We start from the raw sequence: 22,504 nt of genomic DNA, 5'->3' as shown, positions 1-22,504 counted from the left end.
TGGCCGGGTATGTTCAAACCAATTCAGTGCCAATAGAAAGGACCTGCGTCTGACAGGCCCTTATTCTGGTTGCTTAGTAGTAAGCGTTGAACGTCAGGCCAAAGCTTTGTGGGTCGCCGGCTTCGACGGTATGGCCGGAGCCAAAGTCGAACTCTACGGTGGAGTAGTATTCATCGAGCGCATTCTTCGCCCACAGGTAGACATCCCAGTCCTGGCTTTCAACCCCCAGCTTAACATTGACCAGTTGGTATGGATCTTGTTTGAGGGTGTTCAGACTGTTGAAGTAGTACTCACCGACATGAATGACATCCAGTCGGCTGAACAGCGACAGCCTCTCCGTCAGCGGACGGGTGTTCTGCAGGGCGACGTTGGCTGTTAGCTCAGGGGTGTTTACCATCTTATTGCCACTGCAGCTTTGCAGGCTGGTCATAGCGCAATTCTCGTAGTCTTTGTATTCAGCATTGGTATAGCTACCGCCAAGTTCCATCATCCAGCCAAGAGCCGGGGTGTAGCGGGTTTCAAATTCAATACCCTGACTGCGGCCACGGCCGGCGTTATCTGTCATGATGGTATTGGTGCTCTGAACCAGTTGCTGGACCTGCTGATCTTTGATGTCGATATAGAATAGGGCCGTACTGAGTTCAAGCGAGTTGTCGAGGAATGATGCCTTGTAGCCCAGCTCGTAGTTGGTGCTGGTTTCAGAATCGTATGTTGGATCGTCCTGGTTCGGATACAGGTGGTCAAAACCACCGGCACGGTAGCCTTGGCTGACCGTGCCGTAAATCAAGGATCTGTTGTCAGGAGTGTAAGAAACGCCTACTTTTGGCAGCCATTCGTTAAAGTCTTTGTCACCCTTGATGTTGACGCTCGGGCTACTCTGGTTGTTGGCCTGGATATCGGCTTTGCGTTTTTCCATATCAACCCGCAGACCTGCTGTTAAGGTCAAACGCTCAGTCAAACTGTAGTCGACCTGACCGAAGACAGCGTAACCTGAGTTTTCCTTATCCACATTGGTATAGTCGGTGTAAGGGCCTCCCCAGCCAATGGCTGTGTAATCAAGCATGTTGGTGCCCTTGGTTTTGTACTCGGCATAGTAGCCGTAAAGGCCTGTCAGCCATTGCAAATCGCTCGTGGTGTTTGAGGCCCAGCGAAATTCTTGCGAGAATTGCTTCTGTTCTTCTTCGGCAATGTTGTGGTAGATATAGTCCGTCTGGCTGCTGGCATCCTGGTCGGCAGAGTTGTAGCTGTCCCAATCACGCCATCCGGTAATGGAGGTGAAATCAAAACGGCTGAACTCGTTTTTCATCACGAGTGTAATACCGTAGGCATCGCGATTATCTTCGCCGTCATAGTTGTGGTCGACTTTGTCGGGGTTGTTTTTGATAAAGGCTGCACTCCCCAGGGCATAAGAATCGCCACGTAATCGCTGGAAGTCGAGGATAAGGTCAGACTCAAAGGTATAGGTCGGTTCCCAACGTAGCTTTGCCCGAGCAACAAGATCCTCTCTGGCTCCGTAGTCTTTACCGTTATGGATGTTGGTCAGATGGCCATTGTTATCGGTAAGAGCGAGGCTCAGTCCACCGTATAATTCATCTTCGATCAGAGGAGTATTCACGCCGACACTGATCTTACGGCGCTCAAGGGTATCGGCGGTGACGGATACGCGGGCGTCAGTGAAATTGTCTGGCTTTTTGGTGATCACGTTGATGATACCGGCCAGGGAGTTACCGCCGTATAGGGTTCCCTGAGGGCCACGCAGTACTTCGATACGCTCGACATCAGTGAGATCCAGATCGAACATACCGTTGTTGGTATAGTTAACCCCATCGACATAAAAACCTACGGTTGGATCGGTGAATAAGCCCGGACCGATACCCCGAATAAAGATGTTGTTTTCTCGTGAACCGCCCCAGGTAAAAATGTGTAGATTAGGTACGTGCTGGCTGAGTTCTGTAATGGAGCTGATCTCGGCATCTTTCAAATCCGAGTCGGTAATTGCGGAAACACTGGAGCTAACATCCATGATGTCGGCATTACGTTTTTCAGCAGTGACCGTGATCACTTCCAGCTCTGTAGATTGACTTTGCGTCTTTTCGTTGGTGTTGGCCAGTACATTGGGTGTTGTGCTGATAGCTGTGCAGAGAAGCCCTGTTTTCACTAGTAGCGCGAGTTTATTGATGTTGTGTGTGTGGGTTGGCTTATTTAAGACTGATAGACCCTGAACCGGTGATGGTGCGGCTTGCATACCTCTCGTACTCCTTGAAATAGCAATATGTTGGTATTGATAATCATTCGCGCAATTGTCTTGGTTGAGAGGATCTGCTGCTACCCGAAAGAGATATTTCAAACCCGAAACGGATAGATTTGTTACCAAAAAGAAACGCCACCGAAAGGTGGCGGTTATTAGGAAAAGGGAATCAATAGCGATTTTGATTTAGGCATCGAGTGCACTGACCTTTTGAAATGACTGAAGCTCAGCTAGCAATTGCTGACCTTGATCTGCACTAACATCAAACTGTGACTTCAAATAGCCAGATTCAAGTACCAATACTTGTTGGCTTACCCGGGTGATAAATTCAGGGTCATGACTAATTACTACAACGGTTCGGTTGCCGTTGCAGGCTTTCTGGATAAGTTCGGTAAGTGCAGCCATATTTCCCCAATCCAACCCGCTGGTAGGCTCATCTAACAGCAGCAATTCGCGCTCACTGGCTAAGGCTGTTAACAGTGCTAAACGCTGTTGTTGGCCTCGAGACATTGCTAATGGGTGTTTATCGGCTAATGCTTCTAACCCTACCTGATGTAACCACTCTAGCGCTCCCTGCTCGGAAGGTTCCGGCATACTTAGCTGGATTTCTTCTAACACGGAATCGGCTATCAATTGCTGATGAACGTGTTGGGATACAAAAAAACTGTGCCGCTGACGTGCTCGCCAGCGCCATTGTGTTTGATTGTTGCTAAGCACCACTTTGTCACGATGCTGTCCTGCAAGCACCTTCATTAAACTGGATTTACCTGCGCCGTTTGCACCGATAATTGTCGTCACCTGCCCCTTAGGGAAAGAGAGTGACGATATATCAAGCCACATTTGTCCATTTCTGCCTAATTGAATGGGCGATAACTGATAACTATCGGCAAACCTGCTTGTCGCTGAGGTCGAGCAGCAAAGATCGGTAAAGTGCGCGGGTCGTAACCCCTGTTGTTCTAAGGAGTGGCTCGAGCGAGAAAAGAATTGCTCCCCGGTCATCGTGTCCTGGATTTGACCTTCGGCCATATGAACCACGCGATCAACCAAGCCATTCAGGTAATATAAGCGATGCTCGGCGATAAGAACCGTCTTACCTTGCGTACTCCACCGCTGAATCGTCGCGCGTAACATGGCGATGCCCTCGGCATCTAAATTGGCAGAAGGTTCATCAAGAACATAAATATCGGGGTTCAGCATGCTGGCCGATGCACATGCCAGCTTCTGTTGCTGGCCACTAGAGAGCTCAAAGATAGATTGGGGTAATTGATCTTGTAATGAAAACTGCTCGGCGACCTCTGCAAGGCGCTGGTTGATTGATATAACTGGATAGCCTTGATTTTCGAGAGCAAAGGCCAGCTCGTCCTCCACTGTCGTGGCGAAGAACTGGCTTGATGGATTTTGAAAAACGCTACCAACCTGCCTTGCCATTAATGCCAAATTAAAGTGTTCGAGTGCTTTCCCCTGAACTTGAACGCTTCCTTCTACATTGGCATCAAAGTAGTGCGGAATTAAGCCATTTGCTAGACGCAGTAACGTACTTTTGCCACAACCCGATGCTCCGCAAAACAGAACGACTTCACCTTTGGCTACCTGCAAGTTAATGTTTTTAAGACTCCAGCACGAAGTATCATGATGTTCGTAGCGTACGCTGACATTGCGCAAATTTAGCAACTCGGTATTTGAAGTAACTGAATTCATAAACCTACCCGAACAACAAAGAGATGAACAACAAACAAAGAGGCAAGATTACGATCGTCAGCACAAGGTAGTCGTACCAAGAAAATGTTAGTGATTGACGTTCGCTGCGCTTTACTGAGGCAGATAACCCGCGGCTTAACGCGGCTGCTGATAATTCTTCACCGATGCGAGTGGTGTTGATCAGAAGCGGCAATAGCCTTAACCGGATAATATGCTTGAAACGCAAGCCGCGCATTGCCAAGCTTTTTTCAATGGCAATGGCTTCGGAGAAAAAAGTCGGAAAGAAACGAAATACAACAGCGAGTGGAATCGTCATTTGTTGCGGCAGGCCAAGCTTGCGGCAAGCTGCCAAGAATTCGCTCACTGTCGTTGTAGAGACGAGGTATATACCCGAAAAAATCGCGGGCAGAATTCGTGTAAACACTCCGACTAATACCAGCAGCATGGAGTTGGTTAAACCCTCTGTGATGGGCACCAGCACATAGGCGACATAAAGACAGATGCTGTATATTGCTCCATAACACCCGGCTAAATAGATACGTCCTTCTAGCCCTAACAGCAGCAATGGGAGGACTGCCAACAGATAGGCCGATGAGCGAACCCAGGCATGGCTGCCAGCGACGCCGCTGACCACAAATACGCTGATGCTGAGCAACAATAATAGCTTGGTTCGTGGATCGAGAGTGAATCGTCGTTGCAAAGAGTGGCTGTTCAATCGCATTAAATAATACCTGCGCGCTTGAACTGAATGGCGCAAACTCGTTTACCGATCATGCTGCCAATTGCACCACACAAAATGCACGCTACAAATAAAAACGGCAGTGACCACATTGGTAATAAGGCTTCTAACTGTTGTGCGTAAGAATCACTATAACCTTGTTTCAACATGGCAAAGTATTCTTCGCGACCAACAAAGAAGGGGATAAAGGTTCCAATTACCCAACCGCTAAACAAGGTGTATCCACATAAGCTCAATTTGGGGCTTTTGTATTGGCCACGTGCAAGAATGAGGTCAGCGATTAAGCCAAACAATAAGCCGGTGAGGCAAGTCCAATAACCCATACCTGCGATAAACATTAATATCCCGTTGATGGAACCTAATAACGTCACCATTCCGAATTTATCTACCCGCGTTAGGAACAGCATAAACGGAATGCCACCTAATAAAGCGGGAATGACAGCAAGCAAAGGGATAAAAACGGGTATAAAGCCTAAGAAACCAATGATGAGCATGATGAAAAAATAAAGAACCGAGTAGATTCCGACATTGATAAGATCTTTAGCCGTTAGGCGAGATTGTTGATTCATATTTACTCCACATAATTACCAAGAATAAGTTCGATAAAGGTGCTTAATCAGAAGTGCGCCTAAATGGGGCTTGGCAGAACCGCTGTTGGCCATGTCTTCGCTGACGGAATATTAAGGTTTTCTGACAGGCAGCTAAGGCTCGCCCTGTGCCTGTTCAAGATAAAATTTCAGCAATTATCTAAGCTGCGAACAAACGGCACTACCCGCATCGGGCGAAAAAGCCCCGAGGTGGTTATTGAGAAGTATTCCCATCGGGGCGGTAGGCAGGATGACGATTAAGGCACTGATGGCCAGACTGGTTGCTGATGCTGCTTGAGGTAGCCGAGCATTACCGTAATCATCGCCGGGTATTGTTGGTTGAGATAGAAATGATCACCTGGGTAGCGCATAAAGCCCATATGCCGATCAGTGATCTGAGACCATGCCCGGGCATCGTTTTCGCTTAGCTCATGATCTTGTTCGCCAACCATTATAGTCACAGGAGGCTGGATACGGTGTATTTCTGGTGACATGGCGCCATAGGTTTCGATTAGCCGGTAGTCTCCTCTCAGGCTTGGCATGATGAGCTCGGTCAACTCGGGCATTTGTGTAAGGTAGGCCAAATCGGCATTCAGACGAACAATTTCCTCTAGCAAAGCATGATCAGAGGCACGGTGTAGCGAAGTAACATTGATGTGTCCCGGCCCTTCGCTGGCAGACAGAACAAGGTGGCAGGGCAGGCGCTGGTTATTGCTCTGTAATCTGGCACATAGTTCGTAGGCTACTGCTGCTCCCATGCTGTGGCCGAACAGGATGTAGGGCATTTGCAGCAGGTGTGGCTGGGCACACAGGCTGTTGCTGAGGGCATCTATCAGGGACGGCATGTCTTGCAGGCATGGCTCGTTAACCCGTTCTTCCCGTCCCGGATATTGAATGGCGATCAGTTCTGTATCTGCCGGTATGGCTTCGGCCCACTTGCGAAATTGGCTGGCTGCCCCGCCAGCGTGGGGCATGCAGAAAATTCTCTGACGAACCTTCAGGCCGGTTTTGAGAACCTTGAACCATTTGGTATGCAGGGCATCAACCGGGGTTCCCGCTTGCATTTGCATTGAATGTAACATGATTATGCCTCGGTCTCCGTGGTTGCTGTTGACTGTCGAGCTGCCTGACGAATGGCCTTGTCAAAGTGGTCGACGATGGGAGTGAAGTAGTCTGGAGTGACTTCAAACGGGACTTCTCCGATAGCGGCCAGGGCGGCTTCCAGATTGTCGATACGGTATTGGTGGTGGCCTCCCTGATCCATGCCGTGCTTGAAATAACGGTTGATAAAGCCCCGGCCAAAGCTGTCGGCCAGTTTCTGGTTCCATTGTTCAAACCCTAATTTTTCGAATTGGCCACCAAGGCTATTTAGCCACTGATAGATCTGATCGCCGGTATGGCTGTGGCGTGAGACCACATGGTAGTTCTTGCCTTCGCTGGTAATCTCCGGCTGGCTCAGCAGTGCAATATAGCGTGCAACCACATTTACCGGTGTAGTGCTGATCAGGATTTGCGAGTCCGGATAGGCATTGATGCTCAGACAGGTCCGGAAGAACTTCACAAAGGCATCGTCATTGATAAATGGCGCTGCCTGGGTGTTGTCCCAGGTAATGGCTCCAGAGCGGAAGATGTTGACCGGGATCTGGCGTTGGCGAGCCATGTAGAACAGCTGCTCGGCCATATATTTGGTGTGCTCGTAGGTCAGCTCAGGTTTGTGCCAAGGCTCAAACGAGTTGGTGTCTTCCGGTACCGGTGGCTCATCTTTGTGGTACGGTAGGCGGTAATGCACCCCAATTGTCGACATGTAATGAATAGGCTTGACCCTGTGGGTCGAGGCCAGCTCGATCACATTAGCCGAACCCTTGACGTTGATTGGGTATAGCGAAGACAAGGGTGCAATCAGGCTGATCAGGGCCGCGATATGCAGCACCTTATCAATATTCTGTGTCAGCCATTGGTAGCTGTCTGGCGCGATACCGAACTGGTCAGCAGTCAGGTCGCCGGGAATAACCTTGATCCGCTCGCGATCAAGCTCGAGTGCCAAGCCTTTTTCATCGGCCAGTTGCTGAAGGCGGAAGTAGCCATTTTCTTCATCGCGGCAGCGGATTAGGCAGTATAGGGTGTCATTGGTCTGCTCAAGAACAGACTTGAGGATATAGATGCCCAGATACCCGGTAGCACCGGTCATAAAGACCTTGGTTGGACCGCTGTCGGCGTGTTGTGACAGGTAAGGGGCGGCGTGATCGCGGTGTCTGGTAACTTGGTTAAACAGCGCATCAATGTCGATAGATTGCCTGAAGCGCTCTTCTTCATCTTCGCACTTTTGCAGGGCCCCCACCATATCTTTAAACACCGGGTTGTTAAAGATGAGATCGATATTGACCGCAAAGCGTTCTTCCGTCAGGCGGTTAAGCAGGCTTACCGCAGTCAGGCTGGAACCTCCAATCATGAAGAAGTCATCATTTCGCGATAGTCTTTCAATGTCGGTCAGTTCGCACCAGATTTCGGCCAGTTTCTGCTCTATCCAGTTGTCTTTAGGCGGCTCAAAAGCTGTATTATCGCTAATTTGACTGGCAAATACTTCCCTGAGGGCCTTGCGATCAACTTTGTTGTTGGCGGTGAGCGGAATGGCCTCCATCACTTTGCAGGCGGAGGGGATCATGTAACCCGGTAGCGCCTGTTGCAAATCCGACTGGATGATATGGGTCAGCGCGCTATCGGATCCTGCCTGCGCTACGGTGCTATCCGCAGAGGCACTGTTATCAGCCGGCACCAGGGCGGTCACCAGTTCGACCGGGTTGGTCCGGGTCAGCGCGACCGCTTGCTTGATATATGGCAACTCATTAAGTGCTGCTTCAACTTCACCCAGCTCAATACGGTGGCCGCGGATTTTTACCTGATTATCTTCGCGGCCAAGGATCTCTATCACCCCGTCCGGACGGTAACGGCAGATATCCCCGGTACGGTACAGGCGTTCACCTGTGTGGGGGTGGGTGATAAAGCGTTGCGCTGTACGGGCGGGGTCATTGGCAAAGCCTAAAGCTACACCCGGTCCGCCAACGAGCATTTCGCCTGGTGTCCAGTCCGGACAATCCTCGAAACGGCTATTTTGGATATATAGCTTGTGATTGCGCAGCGGCGTGCCGTAAGGAATGCTGGTGGCATGGAGGGGCACCTCCTTGATTGGATTATAGATACAAGTCACGGAGATTTCGGTTGGCCCGCCCAGGCTGTTGAGTGATAGATCCGGCAGGCGCTGGTGGATTACCGGCGGTAACGTTACCGGGATCCAGTCGCCGGAGATAAAGGCAATACGCAGGCTGGTCAAGTCGCATTCGGTATGGTTTTCGTGCCAGGCCATCAGCATCTGCATATGGGCCGGAACCGAATTCCATACCGTTACGTTATGCTGCTCGATTGCGGTTGCCCAGCTTCCCGGATCGGTGCGCCAGTGGCTATCCGGCAGTACCAGGGTCGCCCCGGCAGTAAAGGTACAGAAGATATCCAGTACCGATAAGTCAAAGCTGTAATTGACCAGAGCCAGGGTACGATCCTCTTTGCTGAAGGCAAATTGGTCGTTGAAACCGGCAATGGTGTTGGCCACCCCTTGATGACTCAGCATGACCCCCTTGGGTTTGCCTGTGGTGCCGGAGGTGTACAGTATGTATGCCAGCTGACTGGCAGTGTCGGCTGCCTGCCCCTTGATAATCATTTCATGCATGGCCGTGTTTACCTGCTGATCATCGGGTAGCGGGGTTGCCCCGGTCGGCTCGGGATCAATGGCCAGGGCTTCGACCCCTTGGGGCCACGGGTGCTGGTGCTGACTGGTTGAACAGATCACCCATTTTGCACCGGAATCCTCAAGAATCGAGCGGCAGCGTTGGGCCGGCTGGGTGATATCGATCGGTACATAGGCACCCTCGGCAAGCAGGACGCCCATTACCGCGGCAATTTGCAACGGACTTTTGTCCAGGAACAGTGCTACCGGTTCGCCCGGCTGGCAGCCAGCAGCATGAAGTTTACCGGCGATAGCCAGCGCCCATCGGGCCAGCTCCCGGTAACTCCATGACTGGTTGCCATAGAGCAGTGCTGTTTGCGTCGGGGCTGACAGAACTTGCTGGCAAAACTCCTGATGAAGGTAGCCTTGTGGTAGAGGGGCCTTTTTCGCATTGTTGAGGTTATCGCGCTGGATCAGGGTTTGCGCAGGCAGGGTGACCACACCTGCTTGTTGCCAGTGTTCCGGTTGGCTGGCCAGGTTTTCTAGTAACTGGCGGAAGGAGGCAAAAGCCTGTTCGATTACCTGCGGCATGAAAACACCCAGGCGGATATCCCAGTCAATATGCAGCTCCCCGTTGCGCTCGGTAGCCTGGCAATCCAGCCAGACCTGCGGTGTCTGGGTAATACCGTAATTGAGCTTGGCATGGTGCATGAAGGCATTTTCCGGCAGCGTATTTCCGGTAACCCCGACGGTACTGGTAAAGACAACCGGGATAAGTACGTTGCCCTGTTGCTGGCGGGTCATTTCACGCAATACTTCAATGCCGGTGAAATCACTGTGCGCCATATCTTGCCAAAGTTGTTGTTGCAAGGCCTGAGCGCGTTCGATAAATCGTTCACCTCGATCATCATTCACTTCCAGTACATTTACAGCAATGAAGTCGCCGACTACACGCGGAATGTCCGGATGATCGCTGGGTCGGTTGAGCAAGGTCAGATTGATACAAAAATCGGCATTGCGTGACCAGCGGCGCAGCACCTCGGCAAAGGCGTTGAGCACTACGCTGGACGGGGTGATTTTATGCTCGGTTGCCAGCTGGCAGAAATGGCTCCATTGCGATGTGTCCAGCGACAAGCTCAGGCGCTGGAAAGTCGGCTCATCCGGCGAGGCGGGCGGTGAGGAAGGCAATGCTGCTCTGACCGGAAGCTCCGGGGCCCCCGGCATCGTGGTAATGCGATTTATCCAGTAGTCTTTATGCTGCTGGTAACGTGCTTGTTCGTCGCCGCTTTTGTTGGCTTTTCGGTGCAGTTTGGCCTTGAGGATGTCGCGGAAGGTAACCGTCAGCGGCGGGTAGTCTTTGTCCGGGTGATCGTAAAGGTCCCCAAGCTCAGCCAGCAGGATTTGGATACTGGCAAAGTCGGCAATCAACAGATCGGTCGAGTGGTGCAATATTGCCTTGTCATCATGCTGGGTCAGGCGCAGCTCGTACAGCGGCCAGCATTCGGAGTCGTAACAGCGAAAGGCCATTTCGTCACGTGAGCGCCTGACAGCCAGCTCGAAGTTCTCCCTGCTTTGTCCGGCCAGATCCTGTATGGCTACCGGCGGTAGGGTTACATTTTTCAATACCCGTTGTTGACCATCGGTACCGATGACTGCACGCAGCATGTCATGGCGACGGATCAGTTTGTGCCAGGCAGCTTCCAGCCGGGCATGATCCAGTCGTGGCAGTTCCAGCTCGATATAGCTGTGGCAGCCAACGCCACCCAGCTCATAATTACTGCGACGGCCGACGATATAGGCGACCTGAAGATCGGTTAACGGGAATGGCTCATGGCGGTTTTCCGGATCTGCCGGGATGCGCGCTTGGTCCTTGGAGGCTGACAGGTGGTCGATAAAGGCCTGCTTTCTGGCCCCGATGGCCTGGCGCATGTCGTCGGTCAGGGCGCCAACCGGCGCCTTGAAACGAAGCTGCTGCGCGTCAACCCAAAGGTAAATTCCTTTTGCCTGAAGATCGGCAATCATCGTGCCGACTTTCATTGTCATGTAACTCATAGTGAGCCTTCCTCGAAAATACTTTCTGATGTCTGTGTGTGTTCGGATGACAGTGCCAACCATTGCTCGCGGATTTGCTGGCCTAGTTCGGCAATATTGGGTGCCGTGAACAGGGTAACCAGCGAGATGCTGTCCGGGCTGACACGTTGTTGTTGAAGCTGCTGGACAATCTGAGTTGCGCTGAGGCTATCCCCGCCAATTGCAAAGAAATCATCGTGGCGGGAAATGCGCTCAAGACGAAGCACCTCACACCAGATTGCGGCAATGTTCTGCTCCAGCTCATCAGCGGGTGGCTCAAAGCCAGCCTGCGGGACGTGTTCGACAAGCATTTGTGTTATCTGCTTGCGATCTACCTTGCCGTTGCTGCTTAATGGGATATCCGCTACAGCCACCAAGCTGCTCGGTACCATGTAATCGGGTAGGAGCTGATGCAGTTCAGCCTGGATGGCGTTTGTGTCTATCGTCACCCCCTCTGCCATGACCATGGCAGCGGTCAGAGTAGCCGGTTGATTGGCTGGGCGGAGGGCGACAGCGACAGCTTTAATGACCGAAGGAAGTGTCATCAGGGCCGTTTCTATCTCACCGAGTTCGATGCGATGGCCTCTGACTTTAACCTGGTGATCTAACCGGCCCAGGAATTCGAGGGTGCCGTCTGGCCAGTAGCGACCAAGATCCCCGGTCCGGTACCAGCGCAGCGGTGTTGTGCCGTCACCGTATGTCTCGGTGCTTGCCATAACAAAGCGCGCCTCGGTCAGGGCTTGATCACCGCAGTACCCTCGGGCGACTCCGGCTCCCCCAATCCACAGTTCACCGGCCACCCAGTCCGGGCAGTCCCGGCCATGGGCATCAACTACCCGATAGCATTGATTGGTCAGTGGATAGCCGTAAGGTACGGAATGCCAATCGGCAGGAAGTAGGTGGCCCGGTTGGAACTGATCGAAGGTGTTTGACCAGATAGCTGCTTCTGTTGCTCCGCCCATGGCGGCCAGCCTGATTTCAGGGCTACTGAGGGCAAACAGACGGCCGGGCAGATCCAGCCCGATCCAGTCACCGGAGAGCATCACTTGTTCAAACGGTAACGCAGGGTGCTGGCTGTTACGGGTAGGGTGCTCAGCCACTACCATCAGCATATCGAGCAGCACTGGTACGGTATTCCACACTGTGATGTTGTGACGCTCAACCAATTTCAGCCAGGCGGCAGCATCACGGCGTTGTGTTTCGTTAATCAGTACCATGGCACCGCCGGTGCTAAGTAGGCCGAAGATGTCATACACAGACAGGTCGAAGTCGAGGGCAGAGACAGCCAGTACCCGGCTGTCAGCATGGACACCGTAACGGGTATTGATGTCGTCAATGGTATTGGCTGTTGCCTGGTGGGCCATTTCGACACCTTTAGGCTCACCGGTGGAGCCTGAAGTAAAGATGATGTAGGCACTTTGTGCCGGGGAGACCGCGACCGGCTCCGCTAATGGCTCTGCCAGCAGTGCGGTGTCAATCGAGATAGCGCAGATCTCACCGGTAGGGATTAGGTGACTGTGCCCTGCATCGGTCAGTACCCTTCGTATCCCGGCTCGTTGGTGGATTTTTGCCTGGCGTGCCGCTGGCTGGTGGATTCCAATCGGGACATAACATCCACCGGCGGCAAGAATACCGAACACCGCAGAAATTTGGTGGCCGCCTTTAGGCAAGGTGATCCCTACCGGTTCACCGTCTTGCAGGCCATTGCGTCTCAGCGCACTGGCGATACGCAAGGCTTGGTTAGCCAGTTCGCCATAGGTCAGCTGCTTGTCATTTTCAATCAGTGCAATACGTTGAGGGTGACGGCGGGCAATGTCAAACATGCCATGGTGTAGCAACCGTGGAGAAAGCGCCTCGGGGTTCGGGGCGTTAACCTGCTGCCGGACTTGCTTCTGGGTATCGGGTAACAGTGGGGCAAAAGGTGACTGCCATTGGGTAGTCATCTGGCTGACTACCTTGATGAACTGACTGAACATGTCATCTAGCATTCCGGCCGGAAATAGTTCATCGACACTGTCCCAGGAGATCAGCAACTCCCCTTGCGATTCATACATCTGGTGATCAAGCCATACTTGCGGGGTCTCAGACAGACCGCCACCTGCCAGTTGCGGGAAATGAACCATGGTGTCGTCGCCCAGCAGATCGTCCGAGATCCCCAAAGTGCTGGTAAAGACAACCGGTAGCGCCGCTGCGGTCATATCCATGGTCTTCGCCCGCTCGCGCTGGACCCAGATAGATGACAGTTCACGGTGTTCAAGGGCGTCGGCAACCTCCTGCTGGAGTTGGCGCACCACATCGAGCTGGGTCATCGAGCTGTCAGGTGTGTAGCCGACCGGGGCCAGTGAGGTAAAGTCCCCGACAATCTTGTTGATGTCCGCATGAACCGGTTTGCGGTCGAACAGGGTCAGATTGACGGTAAGTGCAGCCCCGCCGCTCCATTGGCTGAGTACATCGGCATAGGCGGCCAGGATCAGCACAGATGGTGTGATCCCTTGTTGCTGGGCCGATTGGCGCAATTGCAGCCATTGCTGGGCACTAAGCTTGGCTTCCCGCCGACAGAACTGTGGTTTGTTCAAGGTACGCGGATCTTTGGCCAGCGGTAATGCCGGGGCTAGCGGTAAGGTGCTAAGCTTGTTCTGCCAGTAGGCTTGAGCCCTTTCCAGCGCGGCTGGCTGAGGCTGGATTTGGTTGACGTAATCGCGGAATGAAATGGCAAATTCAGGCAATAGGGCCTGTGGGTCTTGGTAGCGGATTGCCAGCTCTTTGAGTAGCAACTTAATGCTGAAACCATCAAGGGTCTGGTAATTAAACATCAGACCGAGGCGGTTACGCTGATTGCCATAGCGGACAATACGGATAGCAAACAGGGTCTGTTCTGCTGCCTGGGTTACGCTTTGCCACCACTGAGTAATTTGTGCCTTGGCTTCTGTCTGGCTGGCGTAGCACTGGGGGGCGAGCTCAATGCGGTACGGCGTAACCTGCGGTTGGATAGTTTGGCTCCGACCATGTTCATCGACCACCACACGCAGCATATCATGGCGTTCAACCAGTCCGTTCCAGGCCTGTTCAAGGCGGGCAACATCCACCATTTCACCATCAAGTTCGACCAGGTAGTGGGTGCCGCAGTTAAGCGGCAGGCCTGGTGACTGTCCCATCCAGTAGGCCTGCTGAACCTCGGTCAGCGGGAATGGTTCACAACGGTTATCAGGTTCGGCGATTAAGGCTGGCAAGGCCTCGCTGATGTCACTCTGGCTTAGCTCGGCAGCAAACTCGGCCAATACCGGCTTGGCAAACAACAGACGTAGTGGTTGCTCGGCATCCAGCCCGGCCTGGCGTAATGCGGCGACAGCCTGCGTGGCCAGTAGGCTGTCACCCCCCAGAGTGAAAAAGTGGCTTTCACGACCGATGTTCTCGGTTTTGAGGAGCTGCTGCCAGATAGCTGCTACAGTTTGCTCTGTTGTTGTTTGTACAGGAGTCAGTACCGTGCTTTGTTCGGCCAGGTGTTCTGTCAACACGGCCGTGATCTGTTTGCGGTCGACTTTGCCGTTGTGACTTAATGGAATGTCATCAACCTCAATGAGCAAGGTTGGGATCATGTAATCGGGTACCAGTTGCTGCAGACCAGTTTTTATAACTTGCTCATCGAGGCATAAATTCTGCTTGGCGACGACGGCAGCGGCCAGGGCGGCAGGCTGTCCGGCCGGGCGTAAGGTGATAGCCACGGCACGGCTTACGGCAGGCTGGCTGAGCAGGGCAGTTTCCACCTCGCCCAATTCAATCCGGTGACCACGGACTTTTACCTGGTGGTCCAGACGGCCGAGGAACTCCAGATTACCATCTGGCCAGTAACGCCCCAGATCACCGGTGCGGTACCAGCGTTGCTCACCTGTTATTCCCGGTTGGGTATTGCTGTCTGCCAGGACAAAGCGTTGGGCTGATAACACTGGATCTCCCCGGTAGCCTTCTGCCAGCCCGGTTCCGCCGATCCATAGTTCACCCGGTACCCAGTCAGGGCAGTCTTGCCCTTGGCTGTCGACAACTCGGTAGCACTGATTTGCCAGCGGTTTACCGTAAGGGATCGAGCTCCAGTGAGTTGGCAAACCATGTTCTGGCGAGAACTGGTCAAAAGTATTGGACCAGATCGCAGCCTCCGTGGCCCCGCCCATAGCGGCCAGCTTGACGTCTGGCGCATTGAGGGCAAATAAGCGGCCCGGGATGTCCAGCCCGATCCAGTCACCGGATAACAATACCTGCTCAAAAGGAAGCTTTTGCGTGTGATCCTCGCTGGCTTTGCTCTGGGACTCGACCAGCAGCATATCGAGCAGTACAGGGACGGTGTTCCATACCGTTACCTGATGGCGTTGGATCAGTGTTAGCCATATTTCGGCATCACGGCGTTGGTGCTCGTCTATTAGTACTATGGCGCCGCCACAACTGAGCAGCCCGAATATGTCATAGACTGACAGATCAAAATCAAGGGCTGAAACAGCCAGACCGCGGCTGTCGGCATGAACGCCGTAGCGGGTATTAATATCATCAATGGTATTGGCGGTAGCCTGGTGAGTCATTTCCACGCCTTTGGGTTCACCGGTTGAGCCTGAGGTGAAGATGATATAAGCGCTTTGCTCCGGTGAGACTGCAACCGGTTCGGATAGGGGAGCCAGATTGTTGGAATGGTGGATATCCAGGCAGGTGATGCCCTCAGCAGCAACGCATGAATGATGGCTGTGATCGCTCAATACCATGCGGATCCCGGCAGTACGATGAATGCGTGACTGGCGGGCTTCTGGTTGATGGATACCGATGGGAACGTAACAACCACCGGCAGCAAGGACTCCGAAGACTGCGGCAATTTGCGCCGGGCCTTTAGGCAGGGTAATAGCTACCGGCTCACTGGCTTTCAAACCATGTTGTTGCAGGAGCGTGGCAATTTGCAGAGCCTGGGTGGCTAGTTTGCCGTAACTAATCGTCTGCTCACCGGCAATCAGTGCAATACGCTCTGGTGTTGCCCGGGCAATGTCAAACATTGGCTGATGCAAGAGGCGAGGGGGGATTGCCTGTTGGGTGTGATTGGCATCACGGCGTACAGCCAGTTGTGCCTGTGGCAATGGCAAGATCAGTGGTTGTTGCCAGTCCTGTGTTATCAGTTGATCGAGCAAGTCCAGATAGGCATCGAACATGTCATCTATCATACCCATCGGGAACAGGCCTTCGACCGTGTCCCAGGACAAGGTCAGTTCACCGTTGTACTCATACAACTGATGGTCAAGCCAGACCTGAGGGGTTTCGGATAGTCCACCGGCAGCAAATTCCGGGAAGCCGGCGGGTGCTTGCTCGAACAGACCGTTGCCCAACCCTAAAGTGCTGGTAAATACGATGGGGAGAGATGCGGCAGTCATGCTCATTTCACGCGCCCTTTCGCGCTGGATCCAGATCGATGAAATGACTTTGTGTTCCAGAGCCTGAGCGATTTCTTGCTGGGTTGCCCGCGCTTGTTCCAGCAGGCTGTGACCTCGTTCCTGATAGAAACCTATCGGAGCCAATGAGGTGAAGTCACCCAGTACTTGGTTGATATCCGGATGGACGTCTTTGCGATCGAACAAAGTCAGGTTGAGGGTGTGGTCACGGCCACTGTTCCAGGCTCGGATGATCTGGCTGTAGGCAACCAGCAGCAGTACGGAAGGGGTGATCTGGTGACTGCGAGCCTTGTCTTTGAGCAATTGCCACTTGCTGCTGCTCAAGCGGGCATGGCGGCGCCTGACCGTCATATCGTTCAGTGTATCAGGTTCGTGTGCCAGTGGTAGCGAGGCTGCCATTGGCAGACTTTGTAATTTTTCTGTCCAGTATTTTTCAGCCCGGGCAAGCTCGTTACTGTCCGGTACGATTTGGTTGACGTAATCGCGGAACGAGAGGCCAGGAGCTGGCGGAAGCTGATTCGGCGTGCTGTAGGCTGTGGCCAGTTGTTCAAGCAGCAGCTTGATGCTGAAGCCATCCAGCGTCAGGTAATCAAAGATAATCCCAATCCTCTGGCGTGGCTTGCCTTGGGGATCGTGATAGTGAACGGCAAAGAGACGATGAGCCGGACCTGTATCCGTAGTGATACCGGCAGCCTGATTTTGGTGGTTTTCAGACAGGACCTGCCAGTATTGCTTGAGTTGCTGGCGGGCGGCAGTCAGGCCATCAGTATGTTGGCTGGCATCAATGCGGGACTGTTTGATTGGCTGTGGTGCGACAGTTGGCAGGATCTGCTGCATGCCATTAGAGGTGACAATGGCCCGCAACATTTCATGACGTTCAACCAGAGCGTGCCAAGCTTGGGCCAGCCGGTCGAGATCCACATTCTCTCCGTCCAGTTCGACCAGATAATGAGTACCGCAGTTAAGCGGCAACCCTGGGGATTGCCCCATCCAATAAGCTTGCTGTACTTCCGTGAACGGGAAGGGCTGATGGCGGTTGGCCAGATCAGGTTGAATATATGGCGTTGGCTCAATGGTTTCGCCTTCGTGCAAAATGGCAGCAAACTCTGCCAGTACAGGATTGGCGAACAATTGGCGCAGAGGATGCTCGGCATCAAATCCCTGTAAGCGCAACGCTGAAATGACCTGGGTTGCCAGCAGGCTGTCACCGCCTAGGGTAAAGAAGTTGCTTTCACGGCCTAGTTGCTCTGCAGATAACAGCCGCTGCCACACTTTGGCAACTGCGATCTCATTCGCTGTCTGTAGGGGTGTCAAGGTTGCACTCTGGTTATTCAGGTGCCCGGAAAGCAGAGCAATGATCTGTTTACGATCGATTTTCCCGTTGTGGCTTAGCGGAATGGTTTCAACCTCAATCAATAAGGTTGGCACCATGTAATCGGGTACTAATTGCTGCAGGCCAGTGGTGATCACTTTAGTGTCAATGCGATGTCCGGGCTCAGCGACCACAGCGGCAGCCAGTGTTGCAGGCTGATCATCACTGCGCAAGGTGGCGACAGCGGCCCGGCTGATAGCTGGCTGGTTGAGCAGCGCGGTTTCAATTTCGCCTAGCTCAATACGGTGCCCTCGTACTTTGACCTGGTGGTCGAGGCGGCCAAGAAACTCCAGTTGGCCGTTTGGCCAGTAACGTCCCATATCGCCTGTGCGGTACCAGCGCAACTCGTCCTGAACGTTATCTAGAGTGTCGGTTTTAGCGAGGACAAACCGTTGCTCGGTCAGGGTTTCATCCCCTCGGTAGCCTTCGGCCAACCCGCGACCACCGATCCACAACTCACCCGGTACCCAGTCCGGACAGTCTTGTCCTTGCGCATCGACTACCCGGTAGCATTGGTTTGCCAGCGGTGCCCCGTACGGAATGGATGACCAGGATGCCGGAAGGGTCTTGCCAGGGATAAACTGGTCAAAGGTGTTGGACCATATCGCCGCTTCTGTTGCACCGCCCATGGCTGCCAGCCTGACGGTGGGGGAAGTGAGGGCATGCAGGCGGGGTGGCAGATCGAGTCCGATCCAGTCACCCGATAACATGACCTGCTCAAATGGCAGGATGGGACGTTCTTCGCGGCGCGGGTGGTCCTGTGCGATGACCATCAGCATATCCAGCAGGACAGGAACGGTATTCCAGACGGTGATCTTGTGTTGTTCGATAAGGGAGAGCCAGGCTGCGGCATCACGACGTTGCTCTTCGTCGATCAATACCATCGCACCACCGATACTGAGCACACCGAAGATATCGTAAACAGACAGGTCGAAGTCCAGTGCGGATACGGCCAGTACCCGGCTGTCGGCATGCACACCGTAGCGGACATTGATGTCATCAATGGTGTTGGATGTGGCCTGGTGCGCCATTTCTACCCCTTTTGGCTCACCGGTCGAGCCTGAAGTGAAAATGATATATGCACTTTGTATCGGTGAGACAGCTACCGGTTCAGGCAAGGGGGCCAGGGCATCGGCTTTGCCGATATCCAGGCAGGTGACTGTTTGGGTGGCAACATTGGCCTGATGTTCAGTATCGCTTAGTACCAGACGGATCCCTGCCGTACGGTGAATTTTCGTCTGCCGCGCATCGGGCTGGTGGATACCAATCGGGACGTAGCAGCCGCCGGCGGCCAAAATTCCCATGACTGCGGCTATCTGGCTACATCCTTTCGGCAGGGTGACAGCGACAGGCTCACCTGCTGATAGACCGTGCTGTTGAAGCAGGCGAGCAATTTGCAGCGCCCGGAGGGCCAGCTCACCGTAGTTCATCTGTTGCTGGCTGTCGATCAGGGCGATCCGGTGCGGGGTCTGGTGTGCAATCGAAAACATTTCCTGGTGCAGCAAACGGGGTACGATGTCCTGCTTCGTCTGATTGGCCAGACGACGCTGGGTCAACTGATCAGCCGGTAACGCAACCGGGTTGGTGTGGTGCCAGTTCTGCTCATTCTCGGCCAGTGCTTCAAGCAGGTCGGTATAGGCTCGGAACATATTGTCGATAAGTTGAGGCGGGAACAGGGCATCAACTGCATCCCAAGCCAGCAATAGTCCGTCTTCGCCTTCATAAAGCTGGTGATCCAGCCAGACCTGTGGGGTTTGTGAAATCATGTAATGGAGTGTTCCCAGCGTGTGCTGACATTGCTCGGTCAGCAGTGGGGTACCAAGGTTACAGGCAAAAACCACCGGTGCAGAGACACCTTGTTCACGCCCCTGGCGCGCAAGTTCGCGCTGGATGCTGACTGCCGAATAGCGCGCATGAGCAAGATCACGATGTAGCTGACGCTGGAGTTGCTCGGTCTGGGCCAGAAAGGATTGTGGAATACGGTAGTTACATTCAAGCAACATCAGGTTGGTAAAGTCGGCCACTACATCTTCGATGCCTGTATGATCAGTTTGGCGGTCAAACAACGGTACGTTAAGAACAAACTCCGGTTCGGCGCTCCAGCGAGCCAGTACCTGGCCATAGGCACTGGCCAGTACCATTGCCGGGGTAAGTGAAAACTTGGCGGCAATGGCTTTGATGTTCTGCCATTTTTCCAGACTGAGCTGGTGGCTACGACGGCTGAAAACCGGACGGGTGAGAGACTTGGGCTCGCAGGCCAGTGGTAGCTGGGGACCAGGTGGCAGATCAGCCAGGCGCTTTTGCCAATAGGCTTTGTCGGCAGCCAGGCTGCCTTGGTGGCGAGCCTGCTCGGTCGCGAGGTAATGAGAAAAGCGCCATTGGGGATCGGCTTTCAGTGTTTCTTTGAGGGGACGGTCCGGGTCTTGTTCAAGATCGTTGCCAATTGCATGATAAGCCGACGCCAGATCGCGAAGCAGGATGTGTAGGCTCTGGACATCGGCCACCAACAGGTCAACGTCAAAATGAATACGGGTACGGTCGTTGGCAAACAGAGTCAGGGCCAGCCCCATGACCTGGCCGTTTTCAATATCGAGTTTGCGGTGTGACAAGGTGTCGCGTATCGCCCGGGCACGCAGCTCGGCCTGTCGCGGCGTTAGTTGACGCAAATCATGGACGCTGAGTACCGTAAGCGGGGCAGTGTCGGGAATGTACTGCTGGCCATTGTCGTTGAACCGGGCTCGCAACATGCTGTGCTGGTTGATTAGAGCGTGCCAGGCTTGCTCAAGCCGCTTTGGTTCGACAGCCTGGCCGTCGATCTCCAGATAAGCATGACAGCCTACTCCTCCTAACTCCTGATCGTCCTGACGCCCGACCCAGTAAGCATACTGAACGTCTGTTAGTGCAAAGGGGTCTTCGGAATAATGGGTGTCCTGGCGGATGCGTTCAGCCAGGGCACTGATGCTTTCTTCTTGCGGGGTCTCTTGCTGTTGCTCGGGCAACAATAGCTCGAGCCAGCGAGACAACACCGGCTGTTCTATCAGTTTGGCAAAGGTAACCCGGGAGCCCTGGCGACGCCATTGATTGGATAGCCGCATGATATGTAATGAGTCAAGGCCGAGTTCAATCAGGTTGGTGTCAGGGTGTTGGGCCAAATCGGATCCAATCAGGGCCTGGATTGGGGTGATCACGCTCTCGCGGTCGAGGGGTTTCCGGCTGCGGGTAGGCTTGTTCATTAGTGGGTCTCCAGTTCCTTGTCCAGGTCAGCTGCGTTCTCTGAGCCACTGTTGGTTGCGGCTTCTGCCTGGCCGACAAGGTGGGTCATGATGCAAGTTAGTTTTTCAATGGTTTCTTCTAGCTCGCGCTCAGGCTTTGATTGGTCGACAATACCGGCACCGGCCTGGAGCCATTGCTGGTTGTGCTGGTGATAGATGGAACGCAGAACCAGGGCGGCGTCCATGGCGCCTTGACTGTCGGCAATCATGACGCATCCGCTGTACAGTCCACGGTTTTGGGGCTCAAGGCGCTGGATAGCTTCGATGGCCGGCTGTTTAGGGATACCGGAGGCGGTAACGGCCGGGAACAGAGCCTCAAAAGCATCCCAGCAGTGTTTCCCCTCGGCCAGTTGGCCCTTGACCCGGGACGCCAGGTGCTGAACCGAGCCTCGTCGGCGGATTGCCATAAACTCGCTTACTGACAGGCTATTGGTATCACAGACCGATTCCAGTTCTTCAATCGCCAGCTTGACTGATACCGCATGCTCGGCAATTTCTTTGGTATCCGCCAGTAGCTCTGCTTTCAGACGGGCCTCTTCTGTCTCATTAGCACCGATGGCGCGCGTACCGGCCAGTGGCTGGGTGCTGACCCAGCGATCGGCGCCTACTTCCACCACCGTTTCCGGGCTGAAGCCTGCGGCCATAAAGCCGCCCTGGCTATAGATGAAAGATCGAGCCGGAGTATTGTTACGCCGGCCGGTCTGGTAGCTTTCCAGAATATCGACCGGCTGCTTGAGCGGGATCTGGCGTGACATGATGACTTTCTGATATCGATGTTCTTTTATATCCAGTACCGCTTGTTGTACTGCCTGCTGGTATTGGTCTTGACGGTAAGCGGCAATGTTTTGGTAGGCCAATGTTGCTTGATTGACTGATGGTCGGGGCGGATTGGCATCAATCTGTTCGATAAGGTGTTGCAGGGCTTCCAGCTTCTGCGGAGTCGCTGCTCGTAGCAATAGGTGCTGTTGTTCGATACGGATTTCGCACTGAGGGACGAACAGCTCCAGCAGGGGTTGGTCGGTCGCAATACGGGTGGACTCGACACCATGGAAAATGTGGGACAGTTCGAATTGGGCACTGCCGTAGAGACGCCAGTCTTTCACCGGTAAGGCAGCAGTGGCCTCAGCAATGGCATCACTCAGGCGTGGGCGGCTAAAACGTTGGTACTGCTCTTCAGAGAATAGTGTCACAGTATCGGCTGTTGCCCGAATCGATGCCAGATTGCCCAGGGCCATGGCCCACTCATGGGGTTGCTCATAGAGGGTGTAGTTGGCGTATAAGCCGCTGCGGGCGATTGCCATCAATAAGTCTATCGCTGGTGTTTGAATGTAGAGTTTGCGCTCAATGTAACTGATCATGTGGGAACCCTGTCGATAATGAAAA

General features: G+C 53.6%; 7 protein-coding genes and 3 pseudogenes. All 10 read right to left on the bottom strand.

Features of this window, described 5'->3' with window-relative positions; genetic code table 11:
- Positions 1-73 precede the first annotated feature (73 nt).
- The 10 genes and pseudogenes from EIZ48_RS07720 to EIZ48_RS07685 all read right to left on the bottom strand — a co-directional run bounded on the left by EIZ48_RS07720 (position 74) and on the right by EIZ48_RS07685 (position 22,479).
- Positions 74-2,245: a TonB-dependent receptor gene (locus tag EIZ48_RS07720; RefSeq protein ID WP_160649837.1), complete on the bottom strand. Its 2,172-nt coding sequence runs from the start codon at positions 2,243-2,245 to the stop codon at positions 74-76.
- Between the two features lie 189 nt (positions 2,246-2,434).
- Positions 2,435-3,946: an ABC transporter ATP-binding protein gene (locus tag EIZ48_RS07715; protein ID WP_160649835.1), complete on the bottom strand. Its 1,512-nt coding sequence runs from the start codon at positions 3,944-3,946 to the stop codon at positions 2,435-2,437.
- A 4-nt stretch (positions 3,947-3,950) separates the two neighbouring features.
- The gene (locus EIZ48_RS07710; RefSeq protein WP_160649833.1) at positions 3,951-4,667 is read right to left on the bottom strand and encodes an energy-coupling factor transporter transmembrane component T; all 717 of its coding nucleotides are present in this window, start codon (positions 4,665-4,667) and stop codon (positions 3,951-3,953) included.
- Positions 4,667-5,254, bottom strand: a complete 588-nt coding sequence (locus tag EIZ48_RS07705; protein WP_160649831.1) for an MptD family putative ECF transporter S component — start codon at positions 5,252-5,254, stop codon at positions 4,667-4,669. Before EIZ48_RS07705 ends, EIZ48_RS07710 begins: the two co-directional genes overlap by 1 nt.
- Before the next feature lie 275 nt (positions 5,255-5,529).
- Positions 5,530-6,354, bottom strand: a complete 825-nt coding sequence (locus EIZ48_RS07700; protein WP_160649829.1) for a thioesterase II family protein — start codon at positions 6,352-6,354, stop codon at positions 5,530-5,532.
- Between the two features lie 2 nt (positions 6,355-6,356).
- Positions 6,357-7,778 (bottom strand): annotated as a pseudogene (locus EIZ48_RS30670) (thioester reductase domain-containing protein); the annotation flags it as partial.
- Between the two features lie 318 nt (positions 7,779-8,096).
- A pseudogene (locus tag EIZ48_RS30665) lies at positions 8,097-9,377 on the bottom strand (amino acid adenylation domain-containing protein); the annotation flags it as partial.
- 135 nt (positions 9,378-9,512) lie between these two features.
- Positions 9,513-11,012: pseudogene (locus EIZ48_RS30655) on the bottom strand (condensation domain-containing protein); the annotation flags it as partial.
- Positions 11,013-11,038: 26 nt separating this feature from the next.
- Entirely contained in the window at positions 11,039-21,082 is a 10,044-nt protein-coding gene (locus tag EIZ48_RS07690; RefSeq protein WP_160649825.1) for a non-ribosomal peptide synthetase, read from the bottom strand.
- Positions 21,082-22,479, bottom strand: a complete 1,398-nt coding sequence (locus tag EIZ48_RS07685) for a salicylate synthase (RefSeq protein ID WP_160649823.1) — start codon at positions 22,477-22,479, stop codon at positions 21,082-21,084. The genes EIZ48_RS07690 and EIZ48_RS07685 overlap by 1 nt, the downstream gene beginning before the upstream one ends.
- Positions 22,480-22,504: the final 25 nt, after the last annotated feature.

Origin of the sequence: Photobacterium alginatilyticum, assembly GCF_009910675.1 — a bacterium.
GTDB lineage: Bacteria > Pseudomonadota > Gammaproteobacteria > Enterobacterales > Vibrionaceae > Photobacterium > Photobacterium alginatilyticum.
Note: the sequence above shows the minus strand (reverse complement) of the source record. Positions and strands in the feature narration are given on the sequence as shown.